Raw genomic sequence first — 15,993 nt, 5'->3', positions numbered from 1 at the left:
GCGCGCCTGCTGGGTCAGGGCCAGGTGTTGATCGTCGTAGCGATATCGCGCCTGCTGGGCCTTGGCCCGTGCGGCGGCAACGTCCTGGTCCTGGCGATCCCCTGGGAATATCGGCAGGCTCAGGTCAACCCCCGCTGACAGCCAGTTGGGGCTACCGGGGTAGAAATCCTGGCCATAACCGACGCTGACTGTGACGTCTGGCCAATAGCCGGTTTTGGCTACCTGCACGCCCATTTGCGCGACACGGGTTTGCGCCTGGGCGGCCCGCAGGAGGGGCTGGCCGGAAAGCCGGGCTTCCACTTCGGCAAGAGTGGGTGGTGGCGGCAGATTCGGCCATTGCTTTTCTATGGACGGCGGTTCCGGCAGATTCAGAATCTGGGCGATTTGCGCCAGATCGCTTGCCTGCTCTGCCTGCAATTTGGTGATGTCATTGGCCAAACTGTCGCGCGCCAGTTGGGCACGGAGTACCTCGGCCTGTGACCCTTGAGCGGACCGGTAGAGCGCCAGTGCCGCTTGCACACTCTCGGCCTCCAACTGTTCCTGATGCTGGACCGTTGCCACGGCATCTTCGGTATAAAGGGCTTGCAGCCAGGCGCGGCGCAGCAATAGTACTAACTCGGCAGACTGGCCGCGCAGCGTGTCGGTGGCTTCTCGTGCTTCTATCCCTGCCTGCTGTCCTTCCAGCCCCAGTTTGCCAAAAGAGGGAAAAGTCTGGCTCAGGCCCACGCTCAGCATGCTCATCTGCTGTTGGTTCATGGAGAAGCTGTTGAGGGGCACGTTCACGGCGCCGAGGGAGAGATGCGGATCGGGCAACTGGGCAACGGCCACGGCTTTGTGCCGTAATTCCGCAATCTTTTGGGTCAGGGCGCCGAGCCCGGGATTTTGGCGCAGGGCAATCGCTTCCGCGCTCTGCAGGCTTAATGAGGCAGCCCAGGCTGGTGTTGCCGACAGGAGCAATAGCACCCCGGCCAGGAGGCGAATCCTGCCCCATGTCGGTTGGGTAAAACGACCAGGAATATTGGCGTACATAAAAATCTCCATGGCAAAACAGCAAGATATCTCCTCAAGTTAGAGAGGAGTGCCAGTTTGCTCAGGAGAAATTAAATGACCAACCGTACGTGCTGGAGGGGGGGAGGATGATGGAGCGGGCGGGAGAAAAAAAACTGAGCTGGTGTTGGGCTAAATCCTGCCAGTCTGAAAAATGTCACTGAGCCCATTATCACCGGGGCCGGGAAGGTCATTCCAAGGGGTCTTAATCCCCCTGGCGCATGGGTTTCTGCACAGATCGACATGCACTGGCCGGACATTGCCCCGGAATGGGTGACCATATTCATACCGTGATCACCCTGGCAACAGGGCATATCTGCCATCGATATACCTGGCATGGCAGCGCAGGAAACACCGAGCGGCATAGCCACTGCGACATTGCTTACCCATGTTCCGAAGAGGAACATGGCCAGCAAGGCGAACAAGGGAAAGTGGCGGTGGATTCTCTGCATATTGGTGTCAGACGATCTCGAGACTTGCTTTTACCCGAACCAGTTTGGCGCGTACCGTTTCACCGATTGCAGTCACCTGCGGATTGCCAACCATACCCAGCACTGCGGCAGGGTCCATGAAACCTACCGTGACCTGGCCATTGGCTTCCTCACGGACGATGACATTGCAAGGCAGGAGCAGGCCGATGTCAGGATCGGCTGCAATCGCCTGGTGGGCAAATTGAGGGTTGCAGGCCCCCAGAATTTTGTAGGGCCGTGAATCGATACCGAGTTTGGCCTTGAAGGTCGCGGCCACGTCGATCTCGGTCAGTATGCCGAAGCCTTCCGCCTTGAGTGCCTCCGTAACTTTTGCGAGGGCTGCCGGAAAAGATGCGGTGGTGGTGGTGGAAAAGGCATATGTCGTCATGAAGTTGCTCCTTCGTCAATCGCAATCGTTCTTAACAGCGCAGTGTTGTGGCTGCGGAATCCATGGTCACAAGGTACTTCACTATGGTTATAGCGGCCATGGGACGCCTTCTTTACGAGAACCCAAGGGGCATTGTAAACCATGAAGTGCGCTACAGAGTCAAGGCGTAAAAGTAAATGGCCATCGGCTCTAGCTTGTGCGCATTTTTCGGCGGAGTCGAAATCAGCATATGCACATGATTTACCAGCAGAGGGTAAACCGGCAAGGAACAGGATGATGCACAAAGGTCACTATCTCTGTCCTGTGATAATGTGCGACATGGTGTGGGCATGTTACGGTCTGTGCCATGTTGTCAGCAGCCTGATTTGAAGGGGTATACATGATATTGACGATATACGGGGCCACGGTTGTCACTCTGATGATGTTGTTTTATGCATTCGAATCGCGCTCGCACTGGTTCACGCTGGCCTTTGCGATAGCCTGTCTGGGGTCCGCGGCTTACGGATTTCTCGCCGGTACCTGGCCCTTTGGGGTCGTTGAGAGTATCTGGTCGCTGGTGGCGTTGCGTAAATGGCAAGCGGTTCGCCTCCGCTAGCAACACGGCCGCTCATATCAGAGGCGTGTTGCGCCTGGAGACAAAAGATATGCGGAATGGTGGAGTGTACGGCTTAATGCTCATGCAAATGGTGCATGTCCGGGGTGTGGGCATGGCTATGGGTCAGTGCTTCGTGCTTATGCGGGTGGCAATGGCTGACACCGGGCGCCACCGGATCAGGGTGCGCGTGTTGATGGTGTGCGTCATGCACATGGGCATGATCATGTTCCATGCGCGTATGGGTATGTTCATGTACGTGGCTTTCGGTGAGATGCATCCAGATGCCCCAACCCATCAGTGCGCCGGCGATCAGTAAGAGGGGAGTGACCGGAGCACCGAGCATCACGCTGAGTATGGCGCCGACAAAAGGAGCGCTGGAAAAGTACGCCCCTGTCCGTGCGCTGCCGAGATGACGCAGCCCGACCACAAAAAGGGCGAGGCTGACGCCATAGGCGAAAAACCCGAGCAGCATCGCCGCCGCCACATCCGGCAGGGCAGGCAGGTGGTCGCCGAGCAGCAGGGCCAGCCCGAGATTGACACTGCCCGCCACCCAGCCTTTGTTGGCGGCGATCCAGCTGGTATTGGTCAGGGACACCTTGCGGGTCAGGTTGTTGTCCACGCCCCAGGCAAAGCAGGCACCGATGATGGCGGCGGCGGACCAGATGTGGTCGAAATGCAGATGTCCCGGCCAACTGAGGAGCACCATCCCCATCACAATGGCCACCATCCCCCAGGCAATGCGCCGGTCAAAACTTTCCCTGAATACCCACCACGCCAGTAGGGTCGTAAACACCGTCTCCGCATTCAATAATAAAGAAGCAATCGAAGCGGCGGCACCTCGCAGGCCGATCATGAACAGCACCGGTGCAATGATCCCACCCGCCAGCACCGAAGCCCCAAACCAGAAAGCATCCCGACGCGACAGTCGCACCCGTTCGGCACGCCGCAGCCAGCGGTAGAGGGTCAGTCCCAGACCGGAGCCCAGATAGAGCAGGCCCGCCAACATCCAGGGGCTCACCGACGCCAGCAGCATCTTGGCCAGCGGCGTACTCGCTCCAAAGAGCAGCGCTGACAGGAGGGCGGCCTGGATGCCGGGGCGGCGTAGGGTGTGAAGGAAGGACATGGACATCCTGTAGGCGAAAAGAATTATGGATCAGCCGCTATGATACAACAAGCGGATCATCATGGTAGACGCAAAAAGCACCGCTGCCGGGAAAGGGGCTACTCGGGGAGCGACAGTGGGCGCGCCACTTTCGTGCTCAAGGCGCTATACATCACCGGCGCCAGCCACAAGGACATGAACACGGACAGCAGCAGACCGCCCATGACCGCTACCGCGAGGGGCTTGAGCAGGTCGGTGCCGTGGCCGATGCCGATGGCCAGCGGCAGAAAGCCGAAGACGTCGGCGAGCATGGTCATCAGGATGGGACGCAGGCGCTGGCGGGCGGCGAGGGCGACCACGGCGGGGCGCGGCTGCGGGCCACCGAGTTGCCGGGCGCGCGCAAAAATCAGGATCACATTATTGACGGCAATGGCAAAGACCAGCAGCACGCCGAGAAAGGCGGTGCTATCGAGATCGATGCCGAGCAGCAGCAGCGCCAGCAGCGCTCCCGGTGCCGCCAGCGCAATGGCCAGCAGTGCGGAGATGGCGGCGCGCTGACTGCTGAACTGAAAGCCGAGCAGGATCAGGAGCAAGGCCAACGCCCCGCCGAGAATCAGCGCCATCTGCTGAAAGCTCTGCGATTGCTGGCGATAGTAGCCGCCGAGCAGGGTCGTCACGTTCGTCGGCAGATGCAGGCCCGCTACCACCGCGCGCGCCTTGTCGGCGGCCTGCGCCAACCCCTCACCGGGCTTCGGCTGCAGCCAGACATAGGCGTCGGGCACCAGATTCTGATGGGTCACGAAGGGTATCGCGCCCTGCACATGAACGCCGGCGATGCTGGCCAGCGGAGTAAAGCTTCCGTCCGGCAAGCGAATGGGGAGGCTGTCCATCTCGTGGGGGGTGAAATCGTGGCCGACGAGGCTGACGCGAATCGGCAGAATCTGCTCGCCGTGCAGGAGGAAGCCCGCCTGCCGACCCCAGAAACGCGCTTTGACCTGGCCGGCCAGCTCCGGTGGGGTGATGCCATAGATCGCGGCCAGTGGCGATGGGGTGATCTCCAGTTCCGGGCCCGCCGACGGTGACTTGAAGTTCACGGATTCAAAGGCATGGCTCTGGCGCAAAGCTGCCGCCAGACGCGCTCCCTGCGTGCGCAAGGTGGTGGAATCCGAACCGAAGAGATAAACCACCAGCGGCGCGTGGGCACCCGAGAGATTGCCCAGGCGTACAATCATCGTTTGATGGAGCGTCAAAGAGAGCAGATTGGGGGCCGTCTGATGGAACTGCGCCTGCAACGTGTGCATCACCGCCTCGGTGCTCTGCGCATGATCGGGTTTGAGGACGATGGCGATGGCCCCCTTGTTGGCCGGCGCATGGAGGAACTGAAAGCCGCGCCCGACCATCAGCGATGCCCGCTCCACATTGGGATTTTTCAGCGCCACCCGCATGAAATCGCGCCCCACGCGGGTGGTTTCCGCCACGCTGCTGCCGACGGGGGTGCGGAAAGGTACAGAAATCACGCCCTCGTCCCAATGAGGCAGGAAGGCGGTGGGCAAGGTGGTCAGCGCCAGCCACCCCGTGACCGCGAGGAGCAGAACGACCGGAATGGCCCACCACGGGCGGCGCATTCCAAAGATCAACCAGCGGCTGAAATGGCGGTGTAACCAGCGCTCAGCGCCATTTCGCCGACTCTGCTGCGGCCGCCCGGCGAGCCAGGCGGCCAGTACCGGCGTCACCAGCAGGGCAACGATTTGCGAAGTCAGCAGCGCAATGACGATGGCCAGCGCCATATGCCGGAACAGGAGTCCCAGCGTGCCGGACAAAAAGATCAGCGGCAGGAAGATCAGGCAGGAGGTGAGGGTGGCCAGGGTCATCAGCGGCAGAATTTCGGCGGCGCGGCGCAAGGCTAACCGTCGTCGCGAGGTGCGGTCGCCGTGCAGGCCGTGGAGTCCGCGTTCGATCACCACGATGGCATGATCCACCAAGGCGCCGATCGCCGCTGTCAGGCCGCCGAGTGTCATGATGTTGAGCCCATAGCCCAACGCATGCAACACCAGAAAAGTAGCTGCCAGGGCCAGCGGGACGACTACCAGGGTCGCCACTGCCCCGTCGAAACGACCCAAAAATGCCAGAACCACCAGCCAGGCGATCAGGCTGCCGAGCCCGAGGGCGATCCAGACGTCGCGCAGGCTGCCGCTGATCAGATGGCTCAAGTCATAGATCGGCACCAGTTGCACACCGGGTGGCAGGTGCGCCCGCAATGCCGCCAGTCGGCTCTGCACGGCACGGGCGACACTCACATCGTTGGCTCCCGATTGGGAGAGCACGTCGATGATCAGGGCATGGCGGTAGCCGGGAACGGCGGCATCGGTGAGTAAGGGCGGCGGACCGACCCGCACCTGTCCCAGTGCGCCCAACGCCAGCGGTGCGCGGATGCCTTCAGCATTGGCTGGGCCGAGGGGCAGGGTCAGGGTGGCCAGATGCGCCGTGTCCACGGGCCGTGGTGTGGTGGCGACGATAAATTGCTGGTGATAGGCGTGCAGAATGCCGGAGAAAAATGGCCCCTGGGCGAGGCGGAGGGTGTCGATCACCTGCTGTGCCGTCAGGTGATATTGCGCCAGGCGCACCGGGTTCAGATCGATATGCACCTGTGGCCAGCCGCGGCCGGTGCCCTGCACCTGATAGACGCCGGGAATCGCCAGCAGGGCAGGGCGAACCTGGAAGGCGAAAGTCGGCATCATCGCCGAGCTGTCCTGCCGATTGGAAACCAGCGCATATTCGGCGAAGGGGTAGGTGTAGGGTGCCATGCGCGTCACCCGCATCTGCGCGCCGACGGGCAAGCGCACCTGCGAGAGGCGGGCCTGCAGCATGAGATAAGCGGTCTGCGGGTTGACGCCGGGATTGAAGTAGACATTGAGCTTGGTCAGTCCGTTGCCGGTCTGCGAGCGCACCAGCCGGACGCCCGGCTGACCCTTGGCCAGCGCTTCCAGCGGTCGGGTGATCTCGACTTCCATGAACTTGACCGGCAGGCTGCCGTCGTTGACCAGCACCGCCACGCGCGGAAAATCGACATTGGGAAACACGCTTTCCGGCAGGCTTTTCAAGGCGAACCAGCCGGCCGCCAGCAAAAACAGGGCGGCGAGGATGACGCTGAAGCGATTTTCCCAGAGGAACTCCAGATAACGCTTCATGGTGTCCGGACCTGCACGGGAGTGCCGCCGACGAGGCGGGCGTTGCCGGAGCGTACGACAGGTTCCCCTATCCGGAGATCACCGCTGCTGACCCAGGTGCGATCGCCACGGCTGGCGACGATGCGGACGGGCACCACGACCGCCCGCCCATGGCGGACGGCGAATACCTCGGCGCGGGCGCCACGCATGACGATGCTGGCGGTCGGTAAGACGAAGGCCTCCGCCCCTGGTGCGGATAGTCTTACTTGCAGCCATTCACCCGGCAGTAGCGGGCTGCGGGGGGGCAGGGCGATGTAGACGGACACCAGACCCAGATGCCGCGCGCTTTGCCCGACGGAACGAATCTTGCCGGACCCTCGCCAGCCACTACCCTCAAGCACGACCACCATTCCCATCCGCAGCTGCTGCGCCACGGCGGGCGCCACATAGGCGCGAGCCCAGGGCGCTCCGCGACCGGCGAGGGTGGCGATGGGCTGGCCGGCGTTGACCACCGCGCCGGCAGGCACCAGATAATGCAGGCTCCCGGCGAAGGGGGCGGTCAGTTGCTGCTGGTCCGATTGCGCTTGCAGGACGCGGAGAGCGGATCGGGATTCGGCCAGCGCCAGTTTCGCCTGCTCCACATCCTGCCGGGAGACGACACCATCGGCATAAAGCTGTCGGTTGCGGAACCACTGACCACGGCTGAAGGCGACCCGGGCCTGAGCGGCGCTGATGCTCGCCTGCAGGCCGGGCGGCGCGATACGCGCCACCAGGGCGCCGGCGGGGACTTGTCCGGCCGGCAGCAGCGGGCCGAGCACCCGGCCGGTTACTGCGGCGGTCAGGGTCACTCGACCGTTGCTCTCGACGGTGGCGAGTATGGTGCTCTCCTGTTGGGTCGGGGCGGCGGTGACGATGGCCACGCGTACCGGCAGGGCCCGGGCCGTGCCCATGCCGGTCAGCCAGAACAGGGTGGCGAAGCCGATAACGGCGGGCCAGCGTGGGGAAATGTGGATCATTGAGCGTTTGCGAGGGGTCATGACAGCTTCCTTTGATCGGGCAACAAGCCACTATCCAAGGCCAGTTGCGCACGTGTCAGGCGGGCGCGGATGGCGGCGCCCGCGCTTTGCAACTGGGCCTGCACCCAGCCATTCTCCGCTTGTTGTAACGCCAGTGCGCTCTCCGCACCGGCGAGATAGCCCTTGCGGGTCATGGTATAGACCGTCCGTGCGGTCCGGGCCAGCGTCTGCGCATCCTGCAAGGCGTTTGCTGCCGCCTGCGCCGCCCCGTAATCGGCCGCCAGACGGCTGCGAATCTGTAGTCGCAGCGCCGCCTTGGCCGCTTGCATGGCCGCCACCTGCTCCTGCGCCGCCGCCACTCGGTCCCGGTTGCGGCCAAAGCCAAAAATGGGCATCTGCAGGCTCAGGATCGCCTGCCAGCCCAACTGCCGGCTTTGCGGTGGCGTCGAGGTGTCCACCCCATAGGCGCCGGTGGCGGCGATGACCGGCAGCCGCGCCGCCTGCTGATAGCGCAACAGCGATCGCGCCGATTGAATTTCGCCATTGGCGACGCGCAACAGCGGCTGCGATTGGTCGGCTTGCTGGCGGAGCGTGTGGGTGCCCGGCAAGGCCGTGCGTGGAACGGCGACGCGCGCCAGCGTGGGCAAGGCCGCCGTCGTGTAACCGGTTTGCAGCGCGAGCACCTGGCGCGCCGCCTGCGCCCGTGGCCGCGCCTGATCGAGGCCCATCCGGATGCGTACCAGGGTCAGTTTGGATTGACTCAGATCCAGGCGCGAGCGGGTCCCCGCCCGGTATCCTTCCTGCGTCGCCGTGAGCATCTGGCGCGCGGCCGCCAGCGCCTTGCGCCACACGGCCAGTGCGTTATCGTCCAGCGCCACCTGGTAATAAGCCATGGTTACCTGCGCGGCGACCGCAAGCCGCGTCTGCTGCAGTCGGTAACGGGCGATGGCCGAACGGTCGCTGGCCAGCGCCGACAAGGCATAGGCTTGTGGCGTATACAGTGGAATCTGCAGGCGAACCTGTCCGATCAGTTCCCGCGCGCCATTGGCACTGACAAAACGGGGCTGACCGTTCTGTATCTGCGTCCAGATGCCTCCGGTACTCAGCGAGAGGGCGGGCAGCAGATCGGCATGGGCCGCGCGACCCAGATCCTGGCGCTCCGCAATCATGTGCTGCGCCTGCTGCACCACCGCCTGATTGACCAGCGCCCGCTGAATGGCACTCCGTAAAGTCAGATCATCCGCCGCGACGTTACCCGAGAGCAGACAGGCGCTAATTCCGAGCGCGGTCATTATCCGCCGTGTTGCGGCTTTGTGCATCATGCACTGACCTTTACGGTTAAAAACGCGGGATTATTTCGGTGCTCTTCTGGGGGATTCCGATAATCGACCACTACCATTTTATCTCCGACAGGATAAAGACCGCCATCACTGCTGCGGTCATTGGCGCATCATCGCAAAAGCAGGAAACCAGAAGATGACCATAACCTGACGAATCCGTCATCTTTGATGGGGTGCCGAAGTTTCGGGCGGGATGATCGGAAAAGACAAAGTGACGGTGGTGCCCCTCCCTAATGCACTCTGCAGTGCGGCCTTCCCGCCGTGCAACTGCATGATGGACCGCACGATGGCGAGTCCCAGCCCGGTGCCTTGACCTTGGCGCAGACGGGCCGCATCGGCGCAGTAGAAGCGGTCGAACATGTGCGGCAGATCCTCGGGTGCTATCCCCGTACCGTTATCGCTGACGATGATCTGCCGCACCGACGGCTGAACGGCGGTCTGGATGCTGATCAGCCCACCCGCAGGGGTATGGCGCAGCGCGTTATCAAGCAGGTTGCCCAGTGCGCGCCTTAATAACCCGGAATTAGCCGCCACTGGCCCAATGGCTTGGTTGACCAGCGCGATCTCCAGCTCGTCGGCCATGGCCTGATAGAAGGCGCAGACCGCCGCTACTTCCTCCCGGCTATCCAACAACGGTTTGTCGAGCTGGGCATCCGGCTGCTCCGCGCGAGCGAGAAAGAGGAGGGCGTCCACCATGCGTGACAGCCGCCCATATTCATCCATGGCCGATGCGATACACGCCTGATAATCCGCCGGACTGCGGCCTCTGGACAGTGCGATTTCCGCCTCGCCGCGCAGGATATGCAGGGGTGTGCGCAGTTCATGGGCGATATCCGCCGAGAATCGCGAGATTCGGTTGAAGGAGGTCTCCAGCCGACCCAGCAGGCGGTCAAAGTTAGTAGCCAGCGTACGCAGTTCGCTCGGCCAAGGTTCGTCGGCAACGCGTCGGTGTAATTGCCCGGCACCCAACTCATCGACGATCTCCGCCAATCGCGTGACCGGCCGCATAGCCCGCCGCGCAATCAGATAGCCCGCCGCCACCGCCGCCAGCAGGGCGAGGGCGATGACCAGTAACAGCGCCTGCCGATAAATGGCCAAAAATTGTTCATTCTGTGTGGTGCTGATGGCGACATAAATCGTTGTGGGCGGGTTATCTGCAAAGCGTTGTGCCATGATCAGATAATGCGCGTGATCGTGTATTTTCCATTTCCATTCCTTTTCTTTCAGCGTGCCGGGTGATTTCGTGAATGGCCGTGGACCATCCAGAAGTGGGTTGAAGTCACGACCGCGGGCAATGATGCCGTCGGGTGGGCGGCTGACCCAAATGAATACGCCGCGGATGGTGCTCGCCTCTAACTGTGTTTCGCGGCGTAACGCCTTTGTATTCCCGGCACGCAGGCTTAGTGCGCTGTGCACGGCGTGGATCTTGCTGGCCAGGATCTGACTGTCGGCTTGCCGTAATTGCGCCGCGAGTACCCAATACAGGGTACTACCCGCAGCGGCGATCAATAAAATGCTGAGCAAGGCGTACCACAACGTCAGGCGTACGGCTATCGAACCGGTCAGGCGATGGAGGGTTTCAGTCGCGGGTTTCAAGGACATAACCGACCCCTCGCAAGGTATGAATCAGCTTGCCGGAATAGGGGTCGTCGACCTTTCTGCGCAGCCGGCGGATCGCCACATCCACCACATTGCTGTCGCCATCAAAATTCATGTCCCAGACCTGTTCGGCGATTCGTGTACGGGTCAGCACTTCCCCAGGAAAGCGCATCAGATACGCCAGCAACCGGTACTCCTGGGGAGCAAGACAGATGGCCTCTCCCGCCCGCCAGACCTTGTGCCGCAGCAGGTCGACCTTCAGATCCGCATAGCGGAGCACATCCTCGGAGCACACGTTGCAGCGACGCAGGACGTTGCGCACCCGCGCCAGCAGTTCTGAAAAGGCGAAGGGCTTGACCAGATAATCATCGGCGCCGAGTTGCAGGCCCTTCACCCGTTGAGAGACGGCATCCAGTGCCGTCAGCAGGATCACCGGCTGATCCGTCCGCCGTTTGCGGATTTCCTGCAAGACCCACCAGCCGTCCCGCTGCGGCAGCATGACGTCCAGCACGATGACGTCATAGTCCCCCGTCGCCGACAGGTGTTGTCCGTCCACACCATTGGTGGCGATATCCACGATATCCCCTTCCTCCGTGAAACCTTTTTTCAAAAAGGCGGTGGTTTTCGGCTCATCTTCAATGACCAGTATTTTCATGGTATTTATTCTTTAATAACCAGAGCAAAAAGTGTATGTGAGCATCACAGTAGATACAAATAAGCGGATAATTCTATCATCAAAACGAATCCCGGCGGGAAAGCGGGGATGGCAATAAAATCCCTGACCTTTGACCTTCGTAGTGATTTCCTGAAGAATGTCCATATTATTAATGACACAATGAGAGGCATGATGAAAACTCCACAGCCCTTGGAACTGCGCCGTAAACAGGCTTTCGGTGCTGTCCGCATCCTTTTCGGTCTGATCTGGCTGATCAATACCTGGTTGCAACTCAACCCGGCGTATAGTGCCCATTTTCTGAGTACCTTCAATGCGGATTGGGTATCCGGGCAACCGGCCTGGATCGCGAGTTACGGCCACTGGATGGCGCAACTGGTCCAGCAACTGGGTGCGCAACATGTGGCGTATGCGACTATAGCGCTCGACGCCATTCTTGCCATCTCCCTCATTACCGGTATCGGCCTGCCACTGCTGGCCGTGGTGGGCGTGATTTATAACCTCTGGTTATGGAGTACCGTCGGCGGCTTTGGCGGCCCCTACACTCAGGGTGCGACCGATCCCGGTACCGCCATCATCTATGCACTCTGTTTCCTCTATGTGATCTGGACACGGAGTTGGGAGGGCCTGAGTCTCAGTAAAGTACCGCATCGTCCTATTTATGCGCCGGCTATGCATACAGCGCGTGTCTTGTTCGGCATTCTTTGGGCCTTCGATGCTTTCTGGAAATGGCAGCCCTATTTTCTCAATCATGCCGTCATCTACCTGCAGCAGGCCCTGCCGGGCGAGCCAGCATGGATTGCTGCTTATATCAGCTTCTTTATCACGATCATCACCCTGGTCGGGCCGTTGGTCTTTGGCTATTTTGCCGCGATCATAGAAAGTGTTATCGCTTTTTACCTGATCATCGGCCGCGGCCTGCGCTGGGTGATCCCCGTAGGTATTGCCTACAGCATTGGCGTCTGGACCACGGCAGAAGGCTGGGGTGCACCGTTTCTGCCGGGCGCTACGGCGAACAAGGGTGATGTGTTGGGTACGACCAACATCTATGTCATCGCCTTCCTTTTCCTGGGGGCCTGGATTTATCTCACGCCGGCATCGCAAAGAAAGTCAAAGGGTTGAACCCGGTTTCCATTATAGAACAAGGGGTAAATCGGCGGACTTCTCGGGTCACCCATGAAATCGTAAGCACGAACTGGCGTCCGATGATACCCTTGCCTACTGCCCAGTTTATATAGACCAATGCATTGTGCCCCGGTTACACTTATTGGCAATCATCCCGCTACCGAGACTTGACACCGCGTGTATCACGAGGAGCACCATCACCATGAGAAGATCAGTTGGTTACGGGCCGGTGTGCTTGGCGCCAACGATGGCCTGCTCTCGACAGCAAGCCTGCTCGCCGGTGTCGCGGCAGGGCAGGCAAGCCATGAACAAATTTTGCTTGCTGGCGTTGCCGCGTTGGTCGCTGGCGCCTTTTCCATGGCGGCCGGTGAGTATGTATCGGTGAGTTCACAGGCCGATACCCAGTTGGCCGATCTCGAGATTGAAAGACGGGAGCTGAAGAAAAATCCCGGTAAAGAACTCCTCGAACTCCGCGATATCTATATGGCGCGTGGCCTCGATGTGGCACTGGCCCAGCAAGTCGCCGCGCAGCTTATGCAACATGACGCCCTTGCTGCACATGCACATGATGAACTGGGTCTGACGAAAATGACGGCCGCCCGGCCTAGCGAAGCTGCTTTAGCCTCAGCCACCGCATTCGCATGTGGCGCACTGTTCCCCGTACTGGTCGCCGCCTTCATGCCCCACAGCCGGGTGCTGCCTGTCCTGTTTGCGACCACCATCCTGCTGCTGGCGGTCCTCGGTGCGGTCGCTGCCAAGGCGGGTGGTGCCTCCATGCTGAAGGGCGCCCTCCGCGTTGTCTTCTGGGGGGTTCTCTCAATGATCGCCACCACACTGATCGGCCACCTGCTTGGGCAGGCGGGTGTCTGACCGGTAAAGACCTGCTTTGCTTCCTCTCCTATCGAAGCGTCCAAGAAAGAAGTGATTGCCATTTTTTAGATAGGTTCCTAAAAATGTCATAAAAAAGTCATCAGCCTGTCGCATTATTGTCACATTCGTTGATTATGATACTCCCTCTTTGAAAAGCCCAAAGATTCTTTTGGGATACCGATCATAACTAGGGAGTGTTTTAAACATGCGTAATACCGCGAAGTTACGTCCTATAATTGTTGCGCTCATGGCATCCGGGATGATGCTGTCGAGCGCACTTGCCCTGGCTGATGGCGTCACTGCCAGCACGGTAAGTGCCGACCATGCTGCCGTCGACGTCGGTCAGGTCAATGCCGCGGCGCAAGGAACTTCTTACCTCGGGAGTAATGAGGCTCAATCCCTGAGTCAGAAAACCCGTTTTAATTCAGGGCAATCGGTGAAAGTGCTGGATAAGCATGAATTAGCGGCTGCTGGCCCGGTAGGCGGCAGTGCGCAAGCGTTGGCGTACGCACCGGGTGTCAGCGTTTCCAGTTATGGATATACCGGCGCCACAAAAAACTCCATCAGCGTGAATGGTATCAAGCAGGGTTGGGGCGGTTTCTCTGGTGGGCAGATTGATGATGGCAGCCTTTCCGTCACCTTTGATGGAGTACCCATGGTGGATCCGTCCACCGGTCTCTGGGAAAGTCCGCAGGTGCCGCAGAATGGCATGTTGCAGGGCATAGGCATTACCTATGGTCCCGGTAATCCGGTGGATCGCTGGTATAACAATATTGGTGGCCAGATTGATTTTGTCCCCTTGCAGCCCACAAATAAAGCCGGTGCTTCGATCAAAATGAGCTACGGCAGCTACAATGCCAAGAATATTGTCTTCAATGTGCGCACCGGGAGCATCGACGGTTGGTCCACCATCCTGGCTGGCGGCGCCGGTTCCGGCAACAGCTACCGGCAAACCCCGGATGGTTTTGCCAACCCCAGTTATAGTTATGCCTGGTTCCTGAAAACCAGAAAAACCTTCAGCAACGGTGATTTTTCACTGGGTGCTTACCTGGCGAAAGGTTCCGGTTACCGGCCGGTGTCCATCCCCCTCAGCCCTATTGCCGGTGTGACCATGGATGGCACGCCGAACTCACCGCTGTATAGCCAGGCGACCTCAGGGTATTATTCCTCATTGCCGGAAAACGTCTGGTTCAAGCAGGACAGCAACAGCACCTGGCTGATCTATAGTAAGCTGAATATTGCGCTGGACAGCATGGTGGGCCTGCATAACACGGTCTGGTATCGCTATGGCCACCGTCTGCATTTCCACTATAATAACTATGGATTGTCCAATCCGGGGAATCTGTACGAATACAATAATCCCCATGACAGCGTGTATGGGGACAAGCTCTGGTTTTCGGTAGCACTGCCCTACAATGATGTGAATGTGGGTGGGTTTTTCCTGAATAGTCATTATAACTCGCGGAACGCCTTTTATAATACCAACCCGCCGTATAATGGCTCGTTAAGTGTTCCTAACGCCCACTATCGCAGTGATTACTTTGATCAAACGGATCTGGCAGCGTTTATTCAGGACCGGATCAGCCCGATGAAGAACCTGCATATCACGCCTGGCGTCCGCTTCATCAATTATCAGACGCGTTATACGCCTGCTGCTCAATCAGATTTCGCAGCAGCTTATGCCTTGTATCCACAGAATAACCAAGGTGCGCTTCCGACCGCCAGTAACAGCTTCACCGAGGTGGAGCCCTCGGTAGATTTCAACTGGCAGCCGATAAAATGGCTGGCAGTGTTTGCCAGCTACGCGCAGGCTTACAAGGAGCCACAGGTGGGTGGGGGCGGTGGTCTGTATCAAAGTACACCACCTATTTATAATCTGGAGAAAAGCGCAGATTATAATGCCGGTGTAAAGATTCATTTCAGGAATGCCGTCTATCTGCATAATTTCCTGATGTCGGCGAGTTTTTACCATCTACACTACACCAACCAGTATATTCCGCTCTACGATGCCAATGGCAATTATCTGGGTGACGCGAATGGTGATTCTATTTATCAGGGTGTTAACCTGGCACTGGAAGATGACCCTATTTACAACTTGCATGTCTTTGCAAATGCCAATTTCGAGAAGGCGACCTTCGCACACTACCTGACCGGAGGAACCAGCTACGATGGGTTGCCGGTATCCAACGTGCCGAGCAGCACCTTTAATATCGGCACGGCGTACAGCTATTATCTCTCGGGTGTTTTGCTGGAGCCACGGGTCTGGTATCAGTACACGGGCGCGCAAAACATGTTTAATAATAATACGGGTGCCCCCAGCCAGCAGAAAATGCCGGGCTATGGTACGGTGAATCTGGGTTTCGACAGCACCATCCCTACGCGTGGAAGTGTTCCGGGATTGAAGGATGTCAAGCTGAGTCTGGATGTTCTCAACCTTACTAATAGCCATTACAATGAATTTCAGTATATTACGGCTGGCGGACTTTTGGGGGGAAACTCGGCCGGGCAGGTACTGGCATTGCCCGGTGCTCCGCTGATGGTATATGGGAGTATTGCGGCAAACTTCTAGGAATCCATAACCCTCATATTCTTGGCAGGTGA

12 protein-coding genes are annotated in these 15,993 nt (G+C 59.5%); 4 read left to right on the top strand and 8 right to left on the bottom strand.

Annotated elements, in window-relative coordinates:
* Together M7F93_RS08390 and M7F93_RS08385 are read right to left on the bottom strand one after the other, a co-directional pair.
* Positions 1-1,029, bottom strand: a 1,029-nt coding sequence (locus M7F93_RS08390) for a TolC family protein (RefSeq protein ID WP_298171865.1), incomplete at its 3' end; no start/stop codon positions are given.
* A gap of 477 nt (positions 1,030-1,506) precedes the next feature.
* Positions 1,507-1,905 (bottom strand): DUF302 domain-containing protein, encoded by a 399-nt coding sequence (locus tag M7F93_RS08385; RefSeq protein ID WP_298171862.1) that lies wholly within the window; start codon positions 1,903-1,905, stop codon positions 1,507-1,509.
* Positions 1,906-2,284: 379 nt separating this feature from the next.
* Here M7F93_RS08385 and M7F93_RS08380 point away from each other — a divergent pair, with 379 nt between their 5' ends.
* Entirely contained in the window at positions 2,285-2,500 is a 216-nt protein-coding gene (locus tag M7F93_RS08380; protein WP_298171860.1) for a hypothetical protein, read from the top strand.
* Positions 2,501-2,573: 73 nt separating this feature from the next.
* On the opposite strand, the gene M7F93_RS08375 is transcribed toward M7F93_RS08380, so the two are convergent.
* The 6 genes from M7F93_RS08375 to M7F93_RS08350 form a co-directional block, all read right to left on the bottom strand.
* On the bottom strand, positions 2,574-3,623 hold the full coding sequence (locus M7F93_RS08375; protein WP_298171857.1) for a DMT family transporter: 1,050 nt from the start codon (positions 3,621-3,623) through the stop codon (positions 2,574-2,576).
* A gap of 98 nt (positions 3,624-3,721) precedes the next feature.
* On the bottom strand, positions 3,722-6,790 hold the full coding sequence (locus M7F93_RS08370; RefSeq protein WP_298171854.1) for an efflux RND transporter permease subunit: 3,069 nt from the start codon (positions 6,788-6,790) through the stop codon (positions 3,722-3,724).
* On the bottom strand, positions 6,787-7,806 hold the full coding sequence (locus M7F93_RS08365; protein ID WP_298171852.1) for an efflux RND transporter periplasmic adaptor subunit: 1,020 nt from the start codon (positions 7,804-7,806) through the stop codon (positions 6,787-6,789). Before M7F93_RS08365 ends, M7F93_RS08370 begins: the two co-directional genes overlap by 4 nt.
* Complete coding sequence (locus M7F93_RS08360; RefSeq protein ID WP_298171850.1) at positions 7,803-9,107, bottom strand: TolC family protein; 1,305 nt, start codon at positions 9,105-9,107, stop codon at positions 7,803-7,805. Before M7F93_RS08360 ends, M7F93_RS08365 begins: the two co-directional genes overlap by 4 nt.
* A 177-nt stretch (positions 9,108-9,284) precedes the next feature.
* Positions 9,285-10,727, bottom strand: coding sequence for a heavy metal sensor histidine kinase (locus M7F93_RS08355; RefSeq protein ID WP_298171848.1), 1,443 nt, complete (start codon positions 10,725-10,727; stop codon positions 9,285-9,287).
* Positions 10,705-11,379 (bottom strand): heavy metal response regulator transcription factor, encoded by a 675-nt coding sequence (locus tag M7F93_RS08350; RefSeq protein WP_298171845.1) that lies wholly within the window; start codon positions 11,377-11,379, stop codon positions 10,705-10,707. The genes M7F93_RS08355 and M7F93_RS08350 overlap by 23 nt, the downstream gene beginning before the upstream one ends.
* Before the next feature lie 192 nt (positions 11,380-11,571).
* Here M7F93_RS08350 and M7F93_RS08345 point away from each other — a divergent pair, with 192 nt between their 5' ends.
* The 3 genes from M7F93_RS08345 (at position 11,572) to M7F93_RS08335 (ending at position 15,961) form a co-directional block, all read left to right on the top strand.
* On the top strand, positions 11,572-12,519 hold the full coding sequence (locus M7F93_RS08345; RefSeq protein ID WP_298171868.1) for a hypothetical protein: 948 nt from the start codon (positions 11,572-11,574) through the stop codon (positions 12,517-12,519).
* A gap of 180 nt (positions 12,520-12,699) precedes the next feature.
* The gene (locus M7F93_RS08340; protein WP_298171842.1) at positions 12,700-13,392 is read left to right on the top strand and encodes a VIT1/CCC1 transporter family protein; all 693 of its coding nucleotides are present in this window, start codon (positions 12,700-12,702) and stop codon (positions 13,390-13,392) included.
* A gap of 259 nt (positions 13,393-13,651) precedes the next feature.
* Positions 13,652-15,961: a TonB-dependent receptor gene (locus M7F93_RS08335; RefSeq protein ID WP_298171839.1), complete on the top strand. Its 2,310-nt coding sequence runs from the start codon at positions 13,652-13,654 to the stop codon at positions 15,959-15,961.
* The last annotated feature ends 32 nt before the right edge of the window (positions 15,962-15,993 follow it).

The sequence above is a fragment of the Acidithiobacillus sp. genome, assembly GCF_027322205.1.
Classification (GTDB): Bacteria; Pseudomonadota; Gammaproteobacteria; order Acidithiobacillales; family Acidithiobacillaceae; genus Acidithiobacillus.
The sequence above is the reverse complement of the archived record's forward strand: the minus strand, read 5'-3'. Positions and strand labels throughout refer to the sequence as shown.

Coding starts and splice junctions, on each gene's coding strand:
- M7F93_RS08335 (WP_298171839.1), top strand. CDS start 13,652: ATGATGCTGTCGAGCGCACTTGCCCTGGCTGATGGCGTCACTGCCAGC.
- M7F93_RS08385 (WP_298171862.1), bottom strand. CDS start 1,905: ATGACGACATATGCCTTTTCCACCACCACCACCGCATCTTTTCCGGCA.
- M7F93_RS08375 (WP_298171857.1), bottom strand. CDS start 3,623: ATGTCCTTCCTTCACACCCTACGCCGCCCCGGCATCCAGGCCGCCCTC.
- M7F93_RS08345 (WP_298171868.1), top strand. CDS start 11,572: ATGAAAACTCCACAGCCCTTGGAACTGCGCCGTAAACAGGCTTTCGGT.
- M7F93_RS08370 (WP_298171854.1), bottom strand. CDS start 6,790: ATGAAGCGTTATCTGGAGTTCCTCTGGGAAAATCGCTTCAGCGTCATC.
- M7F93_RS08355 (WP_298171848.1), bottom strand. CDS start 10,727: ATGTCCTTGAAACCCGCGACTGAAACCCTCCATCGCCTGACCGGTTCG.
- M7F93_RS08360 (WP_298171850.1), bottom strand. CDS start 9,107: ATGATGCACAAAGCCGCAACACGGCGGATAATGACCGCGCTCGGAATT.
- M7F93_RS08380 (WP_298171860.1), top strand. CDS start 2,285: ATGATATTGACGATATACGGGGCCACGGTTGTCACTCTGATGATGTTG.
- M7F93_RS08365 (WP_298171852.1), bottom strand. CDS start 7,806: ATGACCCCTCGCAAACGCTCAATGATCCACATTTCCCCACGCTGGCCC.
- M7F93_RS08350 (WP_298171845.1), bottom strand. CDS start 11,379: ATGAAAATACTGGTCATTGAAGATGAGCCGAAAACCACCGCCTTTTTG.